The organism is Bacteroidota bacterium (assembly GCA_016699695.1).
In the GTDB taxonomy this organism is placed as follows: domain Bacteria; phylum Bacteroidota; class Bacteroidia; order Bacteroidales; family UBA10428; genus UBA10428.
The window spans coordinates 3,118,018-3,134,166 of the sequence record CP065006.1 but is presented as its reverse complement, the minus strand read 5'-3'; the positions used below and the strand labels follow the sequence as shown (position 1 = coordinate 3,134,166).

Annotated in this window: 10 protein-coding genes; 3 read left to right on the top strand and 7 right to left on the bottom strand. The window is 41.1% G+C overall.

Going from position 1 to position 16,149, the window contains the following annotated elements:
* Positions 1-9 precede the first annotated feature (9 nt).
* The 4 genes from IPM71_13070 to IPM71_13055 all read right to left on the bottom strand — a co-directional run bounded on the left by IPM71_13070 (position 10) and on the right by IPM71_13055 (position 6,501).
* Positions 10-1,755 (bottom strand): glycoside hydrolase family 9 protein, encoded by a 1,746-nt coding sequence (locus IPM71_13070; protein ID QQS50503.1) that lies wholly within the window; start codon positions 1,753-1,755, stop codon positions 10-12.
* A complete protein-coding gene (locus IPM71_13065) occupies positions 1,752-4,175 on the bottom strand; it encodes a glycosyl transferase (GenBank protein QQS50502.1) in 2,424 nt (807 codons plus the stop codon). The genes IPM71_13070 and IPM71_13065 overlap by 4 nt, the downstream gene beginning before the upstream one ends.
* 3 nt (positions 4,176-4,178) lie before the next feature.
* Complete coding sequence (locus IPM71_13060; GenBank protein ID QQS50501.1) at positions 4,179-5,543, bottom strand: MFS transporter; 1,365 nt, start codon at positions 5,541-5,543, stop codon at positions 4,179-4,181.
* A 223-nt stretch (positions 5,544-5,766) separates the two neighbouring features.
* Complete coding sequence (locus IPM71_13055; protein ID QQS52840.1) at positions 5,767-6,501, bottom strand: NUDIX hydrolase; 735 nt, start codon at positions 6,499-6,501, stop codon at positions 5,767-5,769.
* 362 nt (positions 6,502-6,863) lie between these two features.
* Between IPM71_13055 and IPM71_13050 the strand changes: the two genes are divergently transcribed.
* The gene (locus IPM71_13050) at positions 6,864-9,944 is read left to right on the top strand and encodes a TonB-dependent receptor (GenBank protein ID QQS50500.1); all 3,081 of its coding nucleotides are present in this window, start codon (positions 6,864-6,866) and stop codon (positions 9,942-9,944) included.
* Positions 9,945-9,962: 18 nt separating this feature from the next.
* The gene (locus tag IPM71_13045; GenBank protein QQS50499.1) at positions 9,963-11,489 is read left to right on the top strand and encodes a RagB/SusD family nutrient uptake outer membrane protein; all 1,527 of its coding nucleotides are present in this window, start codon (positions 9,963-9,965) and stop codon (positions 11,487-11,489) included.
* 189 nt (positions 11,490-11,678) lie between these two features.
* Here the strand turns inward: IPM71_13045 and IPM71_13040 are convergent, their stop codons facing one another.
* Both IPM71_13040 and IPM71_13035 read right to left on the bottom strand, forming a co-directional pair.
* Positions 11,679-12,539 carry a sigma-70 family RNA polymerase sigma factor gene (locus IPM71_13040; protein ID QQS50498.1) on the bottom strand — a complete coding sequence of 287 codons (861 nt, stop codon included), beginning with the start codon at positions 12,537-12,539 and terminating at the stop codon, positions 11,679-11,681.
* 122 nt (positions 12,540-12,661) lie between these two features.
* Positions 12,662-14,086 (bottom strand): Do family serine endopeptidase, encoded by a 1,425-nt coding sequence (locus IPM71_13035; protein QQS50497.1) that lies wholly within the window; start codon positions 14,084-14,086, stop codon positions 12,662-12,664.
* A 162-nt stretch (positions 14,087-14,248) separates the two neighbouring features.
* On the opposite strand from IPM71_13035, the gene IPM71_13030 reads away from it, so the two are divergent.
* Positions 14,249-15,028, top strand: a complete 780-nt coding sequence (locus IPM71_13030) for a diaminopimelate epimerase (protein ID QQS50496.1) — start codon at positions 14,249-14,251, stop codon at positions 15,026-15,028.
* A gap of 74 nt (positions 15,029-15,102) precedes the next feature.
* Here the strand turns inward: IPM71_13030 and IPM71_13025 are convergent, their stop codons facing one another.
* Positions 15,103-16,053 (bottom strand): hypothetical protein, encoded by a 951-nt coding sequence (locus tag IPM71_13025; protein QQS50495.1) that lies wholly within the window; start codon positions 16,051-16,053, stop codon positions 15,103-15,105.
* Positions 16,054-16,149 lie beyond the last annotated feature (96 nt).

Sequence of the window (16,149 nt, the reverse complement as noted above, 5' to 3'; positions counted from 1 at the left end):
TGAGTGTGGCTATTTATCCTGGTTGTGAAGAAAATCAAGGGTGGCCGCCAAGGCAAAAACCATCGGGGCATTCCAGTTAATTGCTACCTCGTTGGTAGAATAAGAACATTCACTATCGGTATAAGAGCAGGCCGGCCATTTGGAGCGACTCACTGAGTCTCCACAATCGTTTAAAACGATAGTGTTTGGACCTCCAACCAAAAAGCCAGGTACAGGTTTTTCAATGCCATCGGCACCCGATGGCCGATGATGAATATACATTGGCGATTGATATCCAAAGCCGGTAACAAAACAATACCCCACAGGATTTCTTCCCAATAAATAATGCAGGTTATCGAGAGCCATCCAGGCATATTTATCACTACCAGTAAGACGGTATGCCACAGAAGCTAAAACACTTTGATTGGCTAAATCGCTGTTGCTGCCCCATTTAAAATATTCCAGAGAAACCAGTGCAGGCGAATGTGCATAAATGGCATACAAAGTATCGACAAAATTCAAAAACATTTTATTGCTTTTTTCAAGAATATCGGTTTCTACCCTCGATGGATTGGCAACCAAACTTAAAAGACCCAGAGTCTGCACCAAGTCCCAGGAAGGTGTTGTGTAAGGAAATTGAGGATTTAAAACCTCATTTTCACGCAGATAAGCTCTATCCATTGTAAGGAGATACAATTCTGCCGAAGCCCAAAGCCACTCATCGCTTAAACTAGTATCGTTGTACTGTCCGGTTTGAATATCGGGAGGTTGAATATAATACACCTCTGGATTTTTTAATGCCCAATTCCAGGCACGAATAGCCGATTCGCGGCATCTGCCTGCTAAAAGCACAAGCGAATCGACATCTTCCACAATGCGGGCACAAGCTGCCATTGAGGCAGCAAAATCCAAAGTAGCAGCCGTGGTTTTCATTACAACATATCTAGCCTCTGTTGCTGCTTGTGGCATCACAAAACCTTCAAACTTTTTAGTGGTCAACTTATGGTAAACCCCACCGTCGGAATCCTGCATGCTAAGCATCCATTTTACATTGTAGCATGTTTCGTCTAAAATATCCGGAATGAGATTATCGCTCTCCGGTATGTTCAATGATTTGTCGGCAATAACCTTTGAATAAAGATCGTAAGCACTAAGCAGTGTATAAACGCTTATGGCAGAGTTAACTATGTATTTATTATAATCTCCCGCATCATACCATCCTCCGGGTGAACTTATATAATCTCCAGCTTTTCGACCTACACCGCCTGCAGATTCATGAATAATTACTGCAGTATCGGGGTGACCTGCCTCACGTGCCCAGGAAGCGCCAAATTTAGAATCGATTGGCATAGTTGCTCTGGTGTAATAAAAAGCTTTTAAAGTGGCCTTAAACAAACTGTCGGGGTATGTATTATTGATGTAAATGGGTGCTGAAAATAAATTATTCTCCAACCTAAGCTGATAAACTCCTGATTTAATCACTTCTGAGAAATCAGCCACAGCATACCATTCGTTTGATGAATTCCAAAACACTGTATCGCTGGCTTTTCCTTTATAAACAGTTTTGTTTGTATAAGTATCCACTAAAGTAAACTTACCCTGGTAAGAACGAATGAGTGCCATCTTGGGGGCATTGTTCAAATACCCAACCTGATCGATAAGGATATCTGGTGAATAATTGTTGACCCTTGAAGAACAATTATTAAAAAGGGATACCACGGTTACAATACCAATTAAAAGACCAATCGCCTTGCAAATTGTGTTTATTGTTTTCATGGAATAAATACTTTAACAGTGTGCGATGAACCTGCACTGAATACAGGTATTAAATTCGTATTTATCTCTTTACCATCTAAGAGCATTTTTTTCGTGGCAGCTCCTCTTTCGACAATAATTGTATAGGTAACCTGCCGGAAAACTCTGGTAACAGAAAATCCAGGCCAGTCAGAAGGAATTTTTGGATCGATAATTAACCCATCGTAATCGGGCCTAATACCGAGAATATATTGGCTAATGGCATAAAAACTCCATGCCGCTGTACCTGTTAACCATGAATTTTTTCCTTCTCCAGGCTTGTGAGCATCCTTACCTGCAATCATCTGGCAGTACACATACGGTTCGGTGTGATGCAATTCGCTGATATCTTCAAAATAGGCTGGCGTAATCTTTTTATAATAATCGAAAGCCCTGTTTGCATCACCTGCCATTGTTTCTGATATTATGATCCATGGATTGTTATGACAAAACACACCCGCATTTTCCTTGTATCCCGGCGGATAAGTAGATATTTCACCCAGATTTAGATAGTACTTTGTGTAAGGTGGATGATGCAAAACAATACCATAATCCGAATCGAGGTACTTTTTCACTGAAAGAAGAGCCTTAGATGCCATGCCATTGGTATGCCCAATGCCTGCCATGATAGAGAATCCCTGTGACTCGATAAAAATCTTACCTTCGGTATTTTCATGGCTTCCTACCTTATTTCCTTTACTGTCATAAGCTCGTAAAAACCATTCGCCATCCCAGCCATATGCATGAACTGCCTTTATCATCTTATCTACCTGCACACCAACCTGTCGGGAAAATTCCTGGTTTTGGGATAATTGACAGATACGCTCGAATTCGCGACCATAAAGGATAAACATTCCGGCAATCATTACCGATTCGGCCACATCTCCTTTCTTATTTCCAGTTGTCTGAAAAGATTCACCTGGCTCAGTTGAGTAGCAATTCAAATTCAAGCAATCGTTCCAGTCGGCGCGGCCGATAAGAGGTAATCCGTGTGGCCCCAGATTATTTATTACATGCTCATAAGAACGTCTAAGATGCTCGAAAATGCTGGCAGATTTTTCAGGTTTGTTATCGAAAGGTGCCTCTTCGATAAGGAAAGACCAGTCGCCAGTTTCTTTAATATAGGCCGAAACAGAAAGGATAAGCCAAAGAGGATCGTCATTAAAATCCGAGCCAATGTCGTGGTTCCCTTTTTTGGTTAAGGGTTGGTACTGATGATAAGCCCCACCATTTTGCATTTGTGTAGCTGCAAGATCCAATATACGCTGTTTGGCCAGCCCGGGGGCAAAATGCATAATGCCAATTAAATCCTGGTTCGAATCGCGGAAGCCCATTCCACGGCCTATTCCCGATTCGAAATAAGATGCACTTCGCGAGAAAAAGTAGGTAATCATACACTGGTATTGATTCCATGTATTCACCATACGATTGAGTTTATCATCGTGCGTCTGTAACTGGAACTTAGAAAACATGCTCTGCCAGAAATCTTTTATTTTCGAAAATGCATTTTCAGCTTTTTCGGTTGTATCAAACTTTTCAATAAGCTCCAATGCCCCCTTTTTATTAATAATGCCAGGCGCAGAAAACTTTTCATTCTCTTCGTTCTGGATATAGCCCAGAATAAAAACCAGCTTTTTACTTTCGCCCGGTTCGAGTTGCATATGAATGCCATGCGAAGCAATGGGTGACCAACCATGGGCAAGGGTATTGCTTAATTGCCCCTTTAATACAGACTCAGGTTCATTGTAGCCATTATATGCTCCTAAAAAGCTTTCACGACTTGTTTCGAAGCCATCTATTTTGGCATTTACTGCATAAAATGCAAAGTGATTCCTGCGCTCGCGGTATTCTGTTTTATGATAAATTACCGAGCCTTCCACCTCCACTTCGCCAGTTGACAGGTTCCGTTGAAAGTTTGTCTGGTCATCTAATGCATCCCATAAGCACCATTCCGCAAAAGAAAACAAGCTAAACTCTTTTTTCTTATCGGAATGGTTGGTAAGAGTCACTATTTGAATCTCGCAATTGGATCCCAAAGGCACAAAGGCCAGCACACCAGCTTCCAGATTATTGTATTTCCCTGTAATGCAGGTGTATCCTAATCCATGCCTGCATTCGTAGAAATCAAGTGGAGTTTTCATGGGCTTCCAACCCGGCGACCAGACGTTTTTTTCTTCCTTTATATAGAAGTATTTTCCACCATCGTCGAGAGGCACATTGTTGTATCGGTAACGCGTAATTCGCCTGTGCCGCGGATCGCGATAGAAGCTGTAACCACCCCCTGTATTAGAGATTAGGCTAAAGAAATTTTCATTTCCCAGGTAATTTATCCACGGAAAAGGAGTCTTCGGATTGGTGATCACATACTCCCTGTTTTTGTCGTCAAAGAAACCGTATTTCATGTTTTAATTATTCAAATTAAGATTATTTCGTCTTTGTTGTAATTCATTTTCAACCTGCTCCATGAGCTGTTTGCTTAGTGGATAAAACATCATTACAACACATGCCAAAGCGATAAAAACAACCGGTACTACACTCATATTAAGTTTAATACCTATAAGAGCCTCGGGCGATTGAACATGCCCTCCTTCCGTGTATCCATAAATGCTAAGTATCATGAGCATAATTGCACCCGCTACTGCACCACCGCTTTTCATAGCAAAAGTACCTGCTGAATATACCAATCCCGTAGCCCGGCGATTGTTTTTCCATTCGGAATAATCGGCCGAATCGCCTAGCATGGAAAAAAAGAGTACTGGTAAAATGGCAGCAGCAAATTCTGAAATGTTGCCAATAATAAATACATACCAAATATCATCTGGTTCAGCAAAATACAAGAGTAAGGTTAGCAAACCGGAAAAAATCATTGCTAGTAAAAACAATTGTTTTTTACCTAAAAGCCTAGTAAGAAAAGGAGTTACAAGGGTAGCAGCCATCGAAACCAAAACCAGCACACCGAGGTAAATGCCCCCAAGTCCGGGTTGTTTGGCATAGTGTGCAAAATAATATACCGCGGTTCCTTGCTTTATAGAATTAAAAATAAGAAACAGAAACCCTACCAAAATAAGAATCAGCCACGAACGGTTTCTAAAAAGCTGTTGAACATCATTTCGAAGCGATGAATTTCTTTCCTGAACAACTTTAACTCGTTCTTTAGTCGAGAAGAAAGTAATAAGCGAGAATGCTGTCAACATGAATGCAAATACAAAAAAAGTATACTGATAGCCTTTGGTGGTATTGCCATTGCCTAAAAACGCAACCAGGTAATCAATTAGAAAATAGGCAATGGCCCCACCAGCAAAGGCACCAAAAAAACGGTAGGCCGACAATTTAGTTCGCTCCTGTAAGTCTGAGGTCATAACACCCATAAGGGCATTATAGGGCACGTTGTTGGCAGTGTAGGCGAGGGTTAACAAAATATAGGTCGAGTACGCCCAAATTAGTTTACCACCCTGCCCAAAGCCGGGAGTTGTAAAAGTAAGTGCCAGTAATAATCCGAATGGTAATGCCGACCATAACATCCATGGCCTGAACTTGCCCCAACGAGTTTGGGTTCGGTCGGCAATAGTGCCCATAATCAAATCGGTAATTCCATCGCTTAAACGCGGAATTAATAACAACCAGGTAACAGCAGCTGCTGGCAATACAAATACATCGGTATAAAAAAAAGGCAGAAACGACACCAGGGGTCGCCAGGCAATATTAGCGCCTGTATCTCCAAGGGCATAACCAACCTTTTCGCGAAAACTAAGCTTTATCTGAGGGTTCATGTCAAATTTTTTAAGAAATACGTATTCGGCTTTGAATTACCTATTTTCCCTATGAGATAATAGAATAAATCAAATCAACTCCTAATCGTTTATTGGAATTACAGTTATGGATCGAGCAAAAATAATATTCCTGCCTATCCGGACTTTCTGCCAGACAGTAAAAGGAAACTAGCTTTCACGACTGGAGAAATTTTATGTGTTTTAAATCGCAGTAGTCGGTTGGCTATATTGTGATAACAAACCGCTCTTTCTTTGTGCGTTCATATACTTCCCTGCTAAAAAAGTATAATTCTGCTGGTTTATGGGCAACTCCTTTTTGTTTTTCTTTAAGCGGCACTATGAATCGCATTTGGCTTACTTTTTTTCTGAAATTCCTTCTGTCGAGCTTTGTATCAAGCACAGCCTCATAAGCTTTTTGCATTTGCGATAAAGTAAACTTATCCGGAAGTAATTCAAATATAATAGGTTCCATTCTGGCTTTAACTTTCAGCACTTCCATGGTCTTTTTAATAATCTCGCCATGGTCAAAACCCAGGTCGGGTAAATTGTGAACCGGGTACCAGGATGCTTTTCGATGGGTTTCGGAAAGTTCAACTTTGGTATTATCAATTAAAGAAAAATATACAATAGTAATGGTGCGATTGTCGATATTAAGGTTTAAGTGTTTAATCCATTCCTGATCACGTTCGTTTAGCAAGCGCTTTGTGTCGCCGAAGGTAAAACCCTGTTCAAGATAAATATCTCTTAGCCCGGTAAGCTGATACAAGATATGACTAGCTGCCTCGTCGAGGTTTTCATCGCGATTTATATGGTAACCTGTAAGCGTATGGTCTTTAAACTTCACCTTTCCATCGGGAGCAATTAACTCCCGTTCAATAAGAAGTATATTCAGGTTTTCGCCATCGAAACCAAAAACCACACAATCGACAGAAATATTTGGTACAATCAAAGTCACGATTTATGCGTATTATTTACACTTACAAATGTAATGATATATTCATAAACACCAAATCGGATTTATCATTTTTTTTATTTATCTGTATTTCTGATGTTTATATCACTATTTAGTTTTATAATTATTTTTTTTCATGTTTTATTTTGTTCTTATTAAGTGAATACATATATTTGTTTGAATAATGTTTGTGTACTTTTTACACTTTTATTAAACTCTTATATATATTGGTATTACACGCTTATATTTCTATTATGTGTTTTAATTACATTTTTCCTGCTAGTTCACACACTCTCCCTCTTTCTACCGGAAGTTGATTGCCGGGCTAACTAAAAAGTATCAAACGAAATCCTTTAATTAACCCTAATATGAAAACACACTTAACTTTTAAAACAAAATCCCCTGCAACACGAAAGCATCTTTTGCTAGGATGGTCGTTTGCAGTTTTGTTCTTATTTCAAAGTATGCTGGTATTTGCGCAGCAGAACCAGGTAACTGGTAATTTAACTGACAGCGATAACAATCCCATTCCAGGGGTTAGCATTGCAATAAAAGGTACCACTAAAGGTACCGTAAGTGATTTAGAAGGTAATTTCAGCATTCCTATCGATTCCGCGAAAGCAACACTTGTTATCACAGCAATCGGTTATATCGGAAAAGAAGTTGAAGTTACCAGTAATCAAATAGTCAATATGGTACTCGAAGCTGATTTAACCGAGCTGGATGAAATTGTGGTGATTGGTTATGGTTCACAGAAAACAAGTCTGGTAACAGGAGCCATTTCCAGCCTTGATAATGAAGATATCGAGAAAACATCAAGCAGTCGGATTGAGGATGTCATGCAGGGCAAAACACCCGGTGTGAGTATTACACAAGAATCCGGATCACCTGGTGCAGGTATTAAGGTGCGCATTCGAGGTACAGGTACCAATGGTAATGCGAATCCACTTTATATTGTCGATGGTATTCGTATGGGCAATGTAAACGATATTTCTCCGGCTGATATCGAATCTGTAGAGATTCTTAAAGATGCAGCCTCCACAGCCATCTATGGAGCCGAAGGCGGAAACGGTATTGTAATTATTACCACAAAAAAAGGAAGCAAACAAGAAGGAAAAGTGAATTACAGCTTTTCTTATGGACTGCAAAGTGTGGGCAAACTTCCTGAGTTGCTTAATGCCGATCAATACAATCAATTTCAGTTAGAAAGAGGTTTTACACCCAGCCAAAGCACATACAATACCAATTGGATAGAAGAGGTATTTGAAACTGCCCCAATGAGTACGCACAATTTATCCTTCTCTGGTGGCGGCGAAAAAACAACATACTTTTCTTCGTTCACTTATTTTAACCAGGATGGTATTATTGGTGGCGACAAAGCAAACTTTAAACGATTTACTTCAAGATTAAATGTGGACCACGAAGTAAAATCATGGCTAAAGGTTGGAACAAATCTTACTTATGCACGCAATCAACGTACTAGCCTGAATGAAGATGATGAGTTTGGAGGTATAATTTCTTCAGCTCTGCTCATCGACCCATATACACCTACTCATTACAGCCCTGCCGATGTAACTCAAGGCATGCAGGATCTCATTGATGCTGGAGAACCTGTAAGAAGGGATGACGATGGAAGGTATTTTGCAATATCTGAGAATGTGCAAGGCGAGATGGTGAATCCCTTTCTTCAAATGGATCTGGAAACAGGCCTTAACGTTACCGATAGGGTAATTGGTGTTGCCAGTATAGAAATTATGCCTTTAAAAGGATTAACCATTACTTCACGCCCCGGCATTGATTTTTCGCAAACAAATTATCACGACTGGACTCCTCTTTACTATTATTCGCAAGAAAGAAAAAATACCAGTCTGACTGTGAATGATAATATAGGCAAATACTATCAATGGCAATGGGAGAACTTTATAAGCTACCAACAGATGTTTGGAAGCCATAACATCAGTGCAGTGTTGGGTATGTCTGCACAAGAAAGCAAAGATAAATTCCTGAATACCAATTCGGGCGAAATGGTACGCGAAGGCGATCAGTATGCAGAACACGATTATACCAGCGATTTGGATGGTCTTGTTTCCGGCAATGAATTTCCAAACCGGCTTGTGTCCTATTTTGGTCGTGTATCTTACGATTACAAAGGAAAGTATATGCTTCAGGCATCACTTCGAAACGATAAAACTTCCACTACCAATGTTCCTTTGGATGGTATCAGCGGAATATTTCCATCGGTTTCTGCAGGTTGGACACTTAGTGAGGAAGAATTCTTTCCAGAAGGTGTTGTAAACGGTTTAAAGCTTCGGGGAAGCTGGGGCCAGAACGGAAGCATCAGTTCCATTACAAGCAGAGCCCGACAAAATGGTCAGTACTTATACACCTCTACTATAACCTCTTCTGGATTAAGATACCCCACTTCAAACGGATTTATAGTTCCGGCAGAGCCAGGTGTGTTACCTAATCCCGACCTGACCTGGGAAACAAGCGAACAAACCAACTTTGGCTTAGATTTAAACCTTTGGCTTAACAGGGTTAACATTTCGGCCGATTATTTTGTAAAACAAACCAAGGACCTTCTAATGTTTGGTCAGCCTCCATCAACCGCAGGCACCAACCCCGCAATGTTAAATGCAGGCGATGTAGAGAACCGCGGTTTTGAATTTAACCTTGGATTTAGAAATAATGATAAAGCTTTGAAATACCATGTGAATTTTAACTTTACGACCCTTAAAAACGAAGTTACAAAGCTTAATGTTCCAGCTGCCAGGATAAATGGCACTGATATAGGAACAGGATCATGGGTAGGTGCAACTGCCTTTGAAGTTGGCCAGCCTGTATGGTATTTCCGGGGATACGAAACAAACGGTATCGACCCCGCAACCGGCGACCCGATTTTTGTTGAAAACGGCGGCGATCCGAATACAATTACCGACGAAGACCGCGTGTATTTGGGCGATCCACATCCTGATTTTATGTTTGGCGCCACCTTGTCATTGGAATATAAAGGATTCGACCTTAATATTTTCTTACAGGGACAAACCGGCCACCAGGTTGTTTATGGCTGGATGCGCACCGACAGGCTTAGCTCCAACATGCACACAGATTTCTACGAGGGCCGCTGGACTCCCACCAATACCAATGCCACTATGCCCGCAGCAGATGCCGATCCCCTAATGTATTCGAGCGATCTGATGGTGAAAGACGGAGATTATGTACGCGTAAAACAAATTCAGTTGGGCTATAATCTATCACCCAGCCTTCTCGAAAACGTTAAACTATCGAATATGAGGATATTCATTTCGTTAGACGACTATTTCACCTTTACCAAATACGAAGGTATGGATCCCGAAGCTGGAAGTCCTGACGACGATAGTCAGGGAATCGACAGAGGGGTATATCCAACACCCAGAAGAGTTATGTTTGGTTTATCTGTTTCTTTCTAATCCTTAAAGTTTATCAAAATGAAAACAATAAAATATAAATACCTTATAGCATTGATGCTGATTTTTCTGGGCCTTTCTTGCTCAGAAGATTGGTTAGACATTCAGCAGAAGGGTGCCATACCCCAGGAAGATTTTTATACTACGGATGCCGAATGTTTGTCGGCACTGGCTGCAGTGTATGATATGCTGCAAGTAGCAAATGCCCAGGACTGGGTAAGCCTTCACCACATGAAAACTGTACTCTCCGACGAATGTAACGGCGGTGGAGAGAACGCAGGCGACCAGCCCGAATACCATCAAATGAATGAATATACGTTCACACCAGCTAACACCAAAATAAACGACATTTGGCAACGACTCTACTATGCAGTTTACCGTGCAAATGTTGTAATAGCTAATGTTGAACCAAACAACGAGGCCAGAACAGTGATCGTAGCCGAAGCTAAGGCACTAAGGGCCTACATTTACTTCGAATTAGTGAATTTGTTTGGCGAAGTTCCGCTGGTGCTGACTGAACTGAAACCTGATGAATACCTGGTAGAAAAAACCTCTACTGCCAATATTTGGATTCAGATTGAAAAAGACCTTAGTGAGGCTATCGAGGATTTACCTTTAAAGTCGGAAAATGGTCCTGACAACTCCTGGCGAATTGCCAAAGGTTTTGCACAAGCAATGATGGGTAAAGCACTGATCTTTCAGGAAAAATATTCCGAAGCCCTACCCTACTTAAACGAAGTAATCGCAAGTGGCGAGTACGACCTTGTGGCTGATTACGATCGGGTTTTAAGGGTTGAAAACGAATATGGAACGGAATCTCTTTTCGAACTCGGATATGTAACAACCGAAGGGCACAACTGGGGTAATTATGGATACTGGGGTCAGGGAAGGCGTCAGGAACAAAACATTCACCTGGTATTGTGGGGTCCAAGAGGCGGCTTTTTTTCCGGAGATTCTCTGGGAATGTTTCCAGGTTGGGGAGCATTGCCTGCAAAAGAATTGGCCTATGAGTTTTTTAACGATGACGACCCAAGAAGAGCCTTCAATGTGCTTTCTGAAGCAGAAGTGATAGCCAATTATGGTAGTTTGCGAGATGGAAATAATGAATTGCAGTATCAGGGCGAAGGCTTTTTAAGATTAAAATACACCACATTCGTAGACGAAACCAGTGGCACACCCGGTGATGAACCAGCCCTTAATCTTGGAACAAACCTGCGCATTATGCGATATGCCGAAGTCTTACTTCTTGCTGCTGAAGCCCATTTAGGAATGGGCAACGGTAATCTTGCGGCTGCTGAAATCAACAAAGTAAGGGCCCGTGAAAGTGTTCAATATACACCACTTGCCACAGCTACCTGGGATGATTTAAAATACGAAAGAGCAACTGAACTTTGCTTCGAAGGCCATCGGTTTTACGACCTGGTCCGTTGGGGTGATGCACTTACTGTTCTGGGGCCACTTGGGTTTACGGCCAAGCACGCAAAATTCCCGATTCCACAACCGGAATTAGATGCCAACCCTGCTTTGGAACAAAATAGTCCTTGGTAAAAAGATGATATTAATTAGGTGGTTGTAATATAGAATTTAGAAATTTAAATAGATGTGAATATTAATCTTTAGGGTTTCTTTTCATAGTTATAATCTTCTCAGATTAGTGTAATTTAAGTTAGGTTAGGTTGTATTAAAAAACCCGGAAGCTTTTGCAACCGGGTTTTTTTCTATAATATGAAAGATAGTTTATCCTAAATAGCCTTTGAGCAATTTACTGCGCGATGTATGACGAAGGCGACGGATGGCTTTTTCTTTTATTTGACGCACGCGTTCGCGGGTAAGACCAAATCGCTCACCAATTTCTTCGAGTGTCATTTCCTGCACGCCGATTCCAAAAAAGAGTTTTATAATGTCGCGTTCACGCTCTGTGAGTGTGGACAAAGACCTTTCAATCTCGCGATTCAGTGATTCACCAATCAGTTTACTGTCGGCCTTTGGCGAGTCGTTGTTTACGAGCACATCCAGCAGACTATTGTCTTCGCCTTCCACAAAAGGGGCATCGACCGACACATGACGACCCGATACACGCATCGTATCGGCAATTTTTTCTTTAGGAAGATCGAGGGTTTCTGCAAGTTCTTCAGGTGTAGGTGTTCTTTCGTTCTCCTGTTCAAACTTGTTAAAGGCTTTATTGAGTTTATTGAGCGAACCTACCTGGTTCAGTGGTAGACGTACAATACGCGATTGTTCTGCGAGTGCTTGCAAAATCGATTGACGGATCCACCACACCGCATAGGAGATAAACTTAAAACCTCGTGTTTCGTCGAATTTCTCGGCGGCCTTAATCAAACCAAGATTTCCCTCGTTGATAAGGTCAGGCAGGCTGAGGCCCTGATTCTGATATTGTTTAGCAACCGATACCACAAAACGTAAATTGGCTCTGGTAAGCTGCTCGAGTGCATAGCGATCGCCCTTTTTAATGCGTTGAGCCAGCTCAACCTCCTCTTCTACAGTGATAAGCACTTCTTTACCAATCTCCTGCAAATACTTATCAAGCGAGGCACTCTCACGATTAGTAATTGACTTTGTGATCTTTAACTGTCTCATTTTCCCTTTTAAATTTCCGCGAAATTAGATTATTAATTCTTTATATTCAATATAAATAGCAGGTATGAAAAAAAAGGCTTGCAAATTGCAAGCCTTTCAATGTTTTGCTTGTAATTCACTCCTTAAAGCCCGAAAGCATAATATGCCACTACACCATCCGGATAAATCCCCTCGATATATACCCCACCTCTTGTATTTTTTATTATTTCTCTCAGATCATTCACCGAGCTTACTTTCCGGTTGTTGACCTGAGTAATTATGAATCCTTCTCGTATACCTTCCGCGCGTAATTTACCCGTTTTAAGCTCGGCAATTTTAATTCCGCTGGTAATTCCAAGTTTATTTTTATCTTCTGAAGTAAGTTCAGTAAATCTTGCACCCAGTACTTCGTTGTTGCTGTCTACTTTTACAATCTCTGTACTACCTTGCAAATTACGAAGGGTTACTTCAAAAAGTTTCGTTTTTCCACCTCTTTTTATTTCAACCGATATCTTATCATTAGGCCTGTAGCGACTTACCTGCTCCTGCAATTCGCCGGAACTGTTTACCTGCACATCGTTAATTTTTAGAATGATATCGCCGGCTTCAATTCCCGCTGCTTTTGCAGCACCTTCTTCACGAACTTCTGAAACATAAACTCCTTCAATTTTTTCAAATCCCTTTTCCTTTGCCAATTCCGAGCTTATATCCTGTATCGATACTCCCAGTATAGCTCTTTGTACTGCGCCAAATTCAATAAGGTCGCGCACCACTTTTTGCACAATGCTTACAGGCACTGCAAAAGAAATTCCGGCATAACCTCCCGAGGGAGATACAATGGCTGTATTAATTCCTACAAGCTCACCATTGATATTAACCAAAGCACCACCACTGTTTCCCCTATTTACAGCCGCATCGGTTTGTATAAACGATTCTAAGCGATATTGATCCTGAATAATTCCAATGTTTTTACCCTTAGCACTCACTATGCCGGCTGTTACCGTAGAAGTTAAATTGAAAGGGTTGCCCACTGCCAAAACCCATTCGCCAACCTGAATCTGGTCGCTGTTACCCCACGGAATATATTGAAAATCGCTTCCTTCAATTTTTAAAAGTGCCAGATCGGTGCTTGGGTCGGTGCCAATGAGCTTAGCCTTAAACTCGCGTTTATCGTTTAGCGTAGCCCATATTTGTTCACTGCCGGCCACCACGTGGTTATTGGTTACAATATATCCATCGTTCGAAATAATAACCCCTGAACCAAAACCTACAACTGGCTGGGTCTGCCGGTAAGCATCGCCATAGAAAAAATCTAAAATAGGGTTGTAGCTCGTAACTTCAGATTGTGTTTTTACATGTACCACTGCTTCAACTGAATTTTTGGCAGCGGGAACAAAACTCACTGTGTTTCCGTTCTCGTCGGAAAAACCTGCAAAACCCACCGGCCTCTCGATAATGGTTTTTACCACATTCTCCTTGGCCGGAATCAGCTTTGTATAAGCTATTACAGCAATTAAACCCCCAATGAGGGCAATTACAAGCGTAGAGATTATGTTTCTAATTTTCATTTTGTAGTATTTTTCAGAATTAAAAAGACAAATTCCCCAAACAAAAATTGTGCCTTGCAAGGTATTTACTATTTTTGTCGTACACAAAATTAACTAAAAGCTCTTCCACTTTGTTCTCCACACGCTTAGCTTTTAACAAAGTTTAACTCCACCATAAAAAGAATGAATCTGCCTTTCTACAAATACCAGGGTGCCGGAAACGATTTTGTGATAGTAGATAACCGCCATGGTATGTTCGACCGAGGTAACCAGCAACTCATACAAATCCTGTGCAACCGGCGTTTTGGCATTGGTGCCGATGGGCTTATGCTTTTGCAGGACAAAGCAGGCTATGATTTTGAAATGGTCTATTTTAATTCCGACGGAAAGGAAGGTAGCATGTGTGGCAATGGCGGGCGTTGTATAGTAGCCTTTGCACAAAACCTTGGACTTATAAAAAACACTACACGATTTCTGGCAGCCGATGGCGAACACCTTGCTGAGTTGATCAACACACAGCAAGTGAACTTAAAAATGAGCGATGTGACCCAGGTGGAGATCAATGAAGATTTTTATTACCTCAATACCGGCTCTCCGCATTATGTAAAATTTGTAAAAGGAATTGAAGCACTCGATGTATATTCACTGGGTCGCCAGATACGCTACAACGAACGCTTTAAAGCCAATGGCACGAATGTTAATTTTGTAGAGGAAATCAACCACAGGCTCATGGTGCGTACCTATGAGCGTGGCGTGGAAGATGAAACCCTGGCATGCGGAACGGGTATTACTGCATCGGCCATTGCATTTTCGATGGCAACCGGTGAAACCCGCGAAAAATATGATATGAAAGCCCTTGGTGGAGACTTAATTGTGCGATTTACCCGCGAAGAAAACCGCTTTACCAACATCTGGCTCGAAGGGCCTGCAACCTTTGTTTTTAAAGGTGAAATTACCTTGTAGTAAAATCACGTTTGGTTCTTTAATATCATATATACTAAAATTGATATTAAGTCTTTATCTGAGAACCTTACCTATTAATTTTTGTAATAATTCCCTAAACGCTTTTGAAATGAATTCTGGTTGTATTCATTGATGTTCTTAACAATTCCCGAAATTTCTTCTATGCGCGATGATTTGGTTTCTTCAGAAAGCTGAGAGGATTCACGAAATACAATTTTCTCTACCTTGTAACCCTGGGCATCCAGGCTCATTAGTGCTGCAGCATCGAATTCATCGAATACCACTACCGATGGCAATACATTGCTTGTATAGGCCTTAATGGCAGCTAAAACCTGGCTGCTAATGTAACTTATTTGTGCCTCTCCAAGATAATTGGAACCGAGCATAAGCTTGATCAGATCGATTTTTGCCACAGTGTTCCACTTACCTTCGGCCACAAGTTTATCGTATTGTTTCTGGCTGGTATTTAAAAATAAATCGAGGTAGGTTGAGGGCATGGATTGAATGTCGCCGGGTTTATTTTCTGCAAGCCTCAAGGTATATTCTTTTTGTGCTTCCTTCTGCCCCATGGGTACATAATAATTCCAATCTTTCGTCCGCTGATAGCTTTCTGTCATAGGATGAGGCTTCCATTTCGATTCTGGCCTTTGCATAAGGGGCGCTTTCAGGTCGAGCATGCGTATTTCGAGGGCGTAGGCCACACAGTTGGTGAAATGCACCCATCCGCCACCAAGATTAGCATTTAAGGCACTCCACAATGTTTTTTGGATACCTGCTTTGCTACTATCTGGAATTTGCATCGCATAATCGCTTCCCGGGTTTACAGGATAAAAAACAAACTCCGTTTGGTAATCTTCTTTTGTATCCGATACGTGAAATGCTTCGCGTAAATCATAAGCATAAGAAGAATCATTTGAAAGGGTGAGGTAAATCTCATAATCAAGTTCCCATTTCATCTCAACCACCTGACTGTGAATTGAAAGCACAGATAAAAGCAAAACGACCAGAATGGAAATGTTCTTCATAGCTTCATATTTTAAACCAAAATAGCAAAAAAGAGGCTTACTCCAAAAAGCGAGACAGCCTCTTTCCTAATTATTTACCTATTTGATAGGTGAATC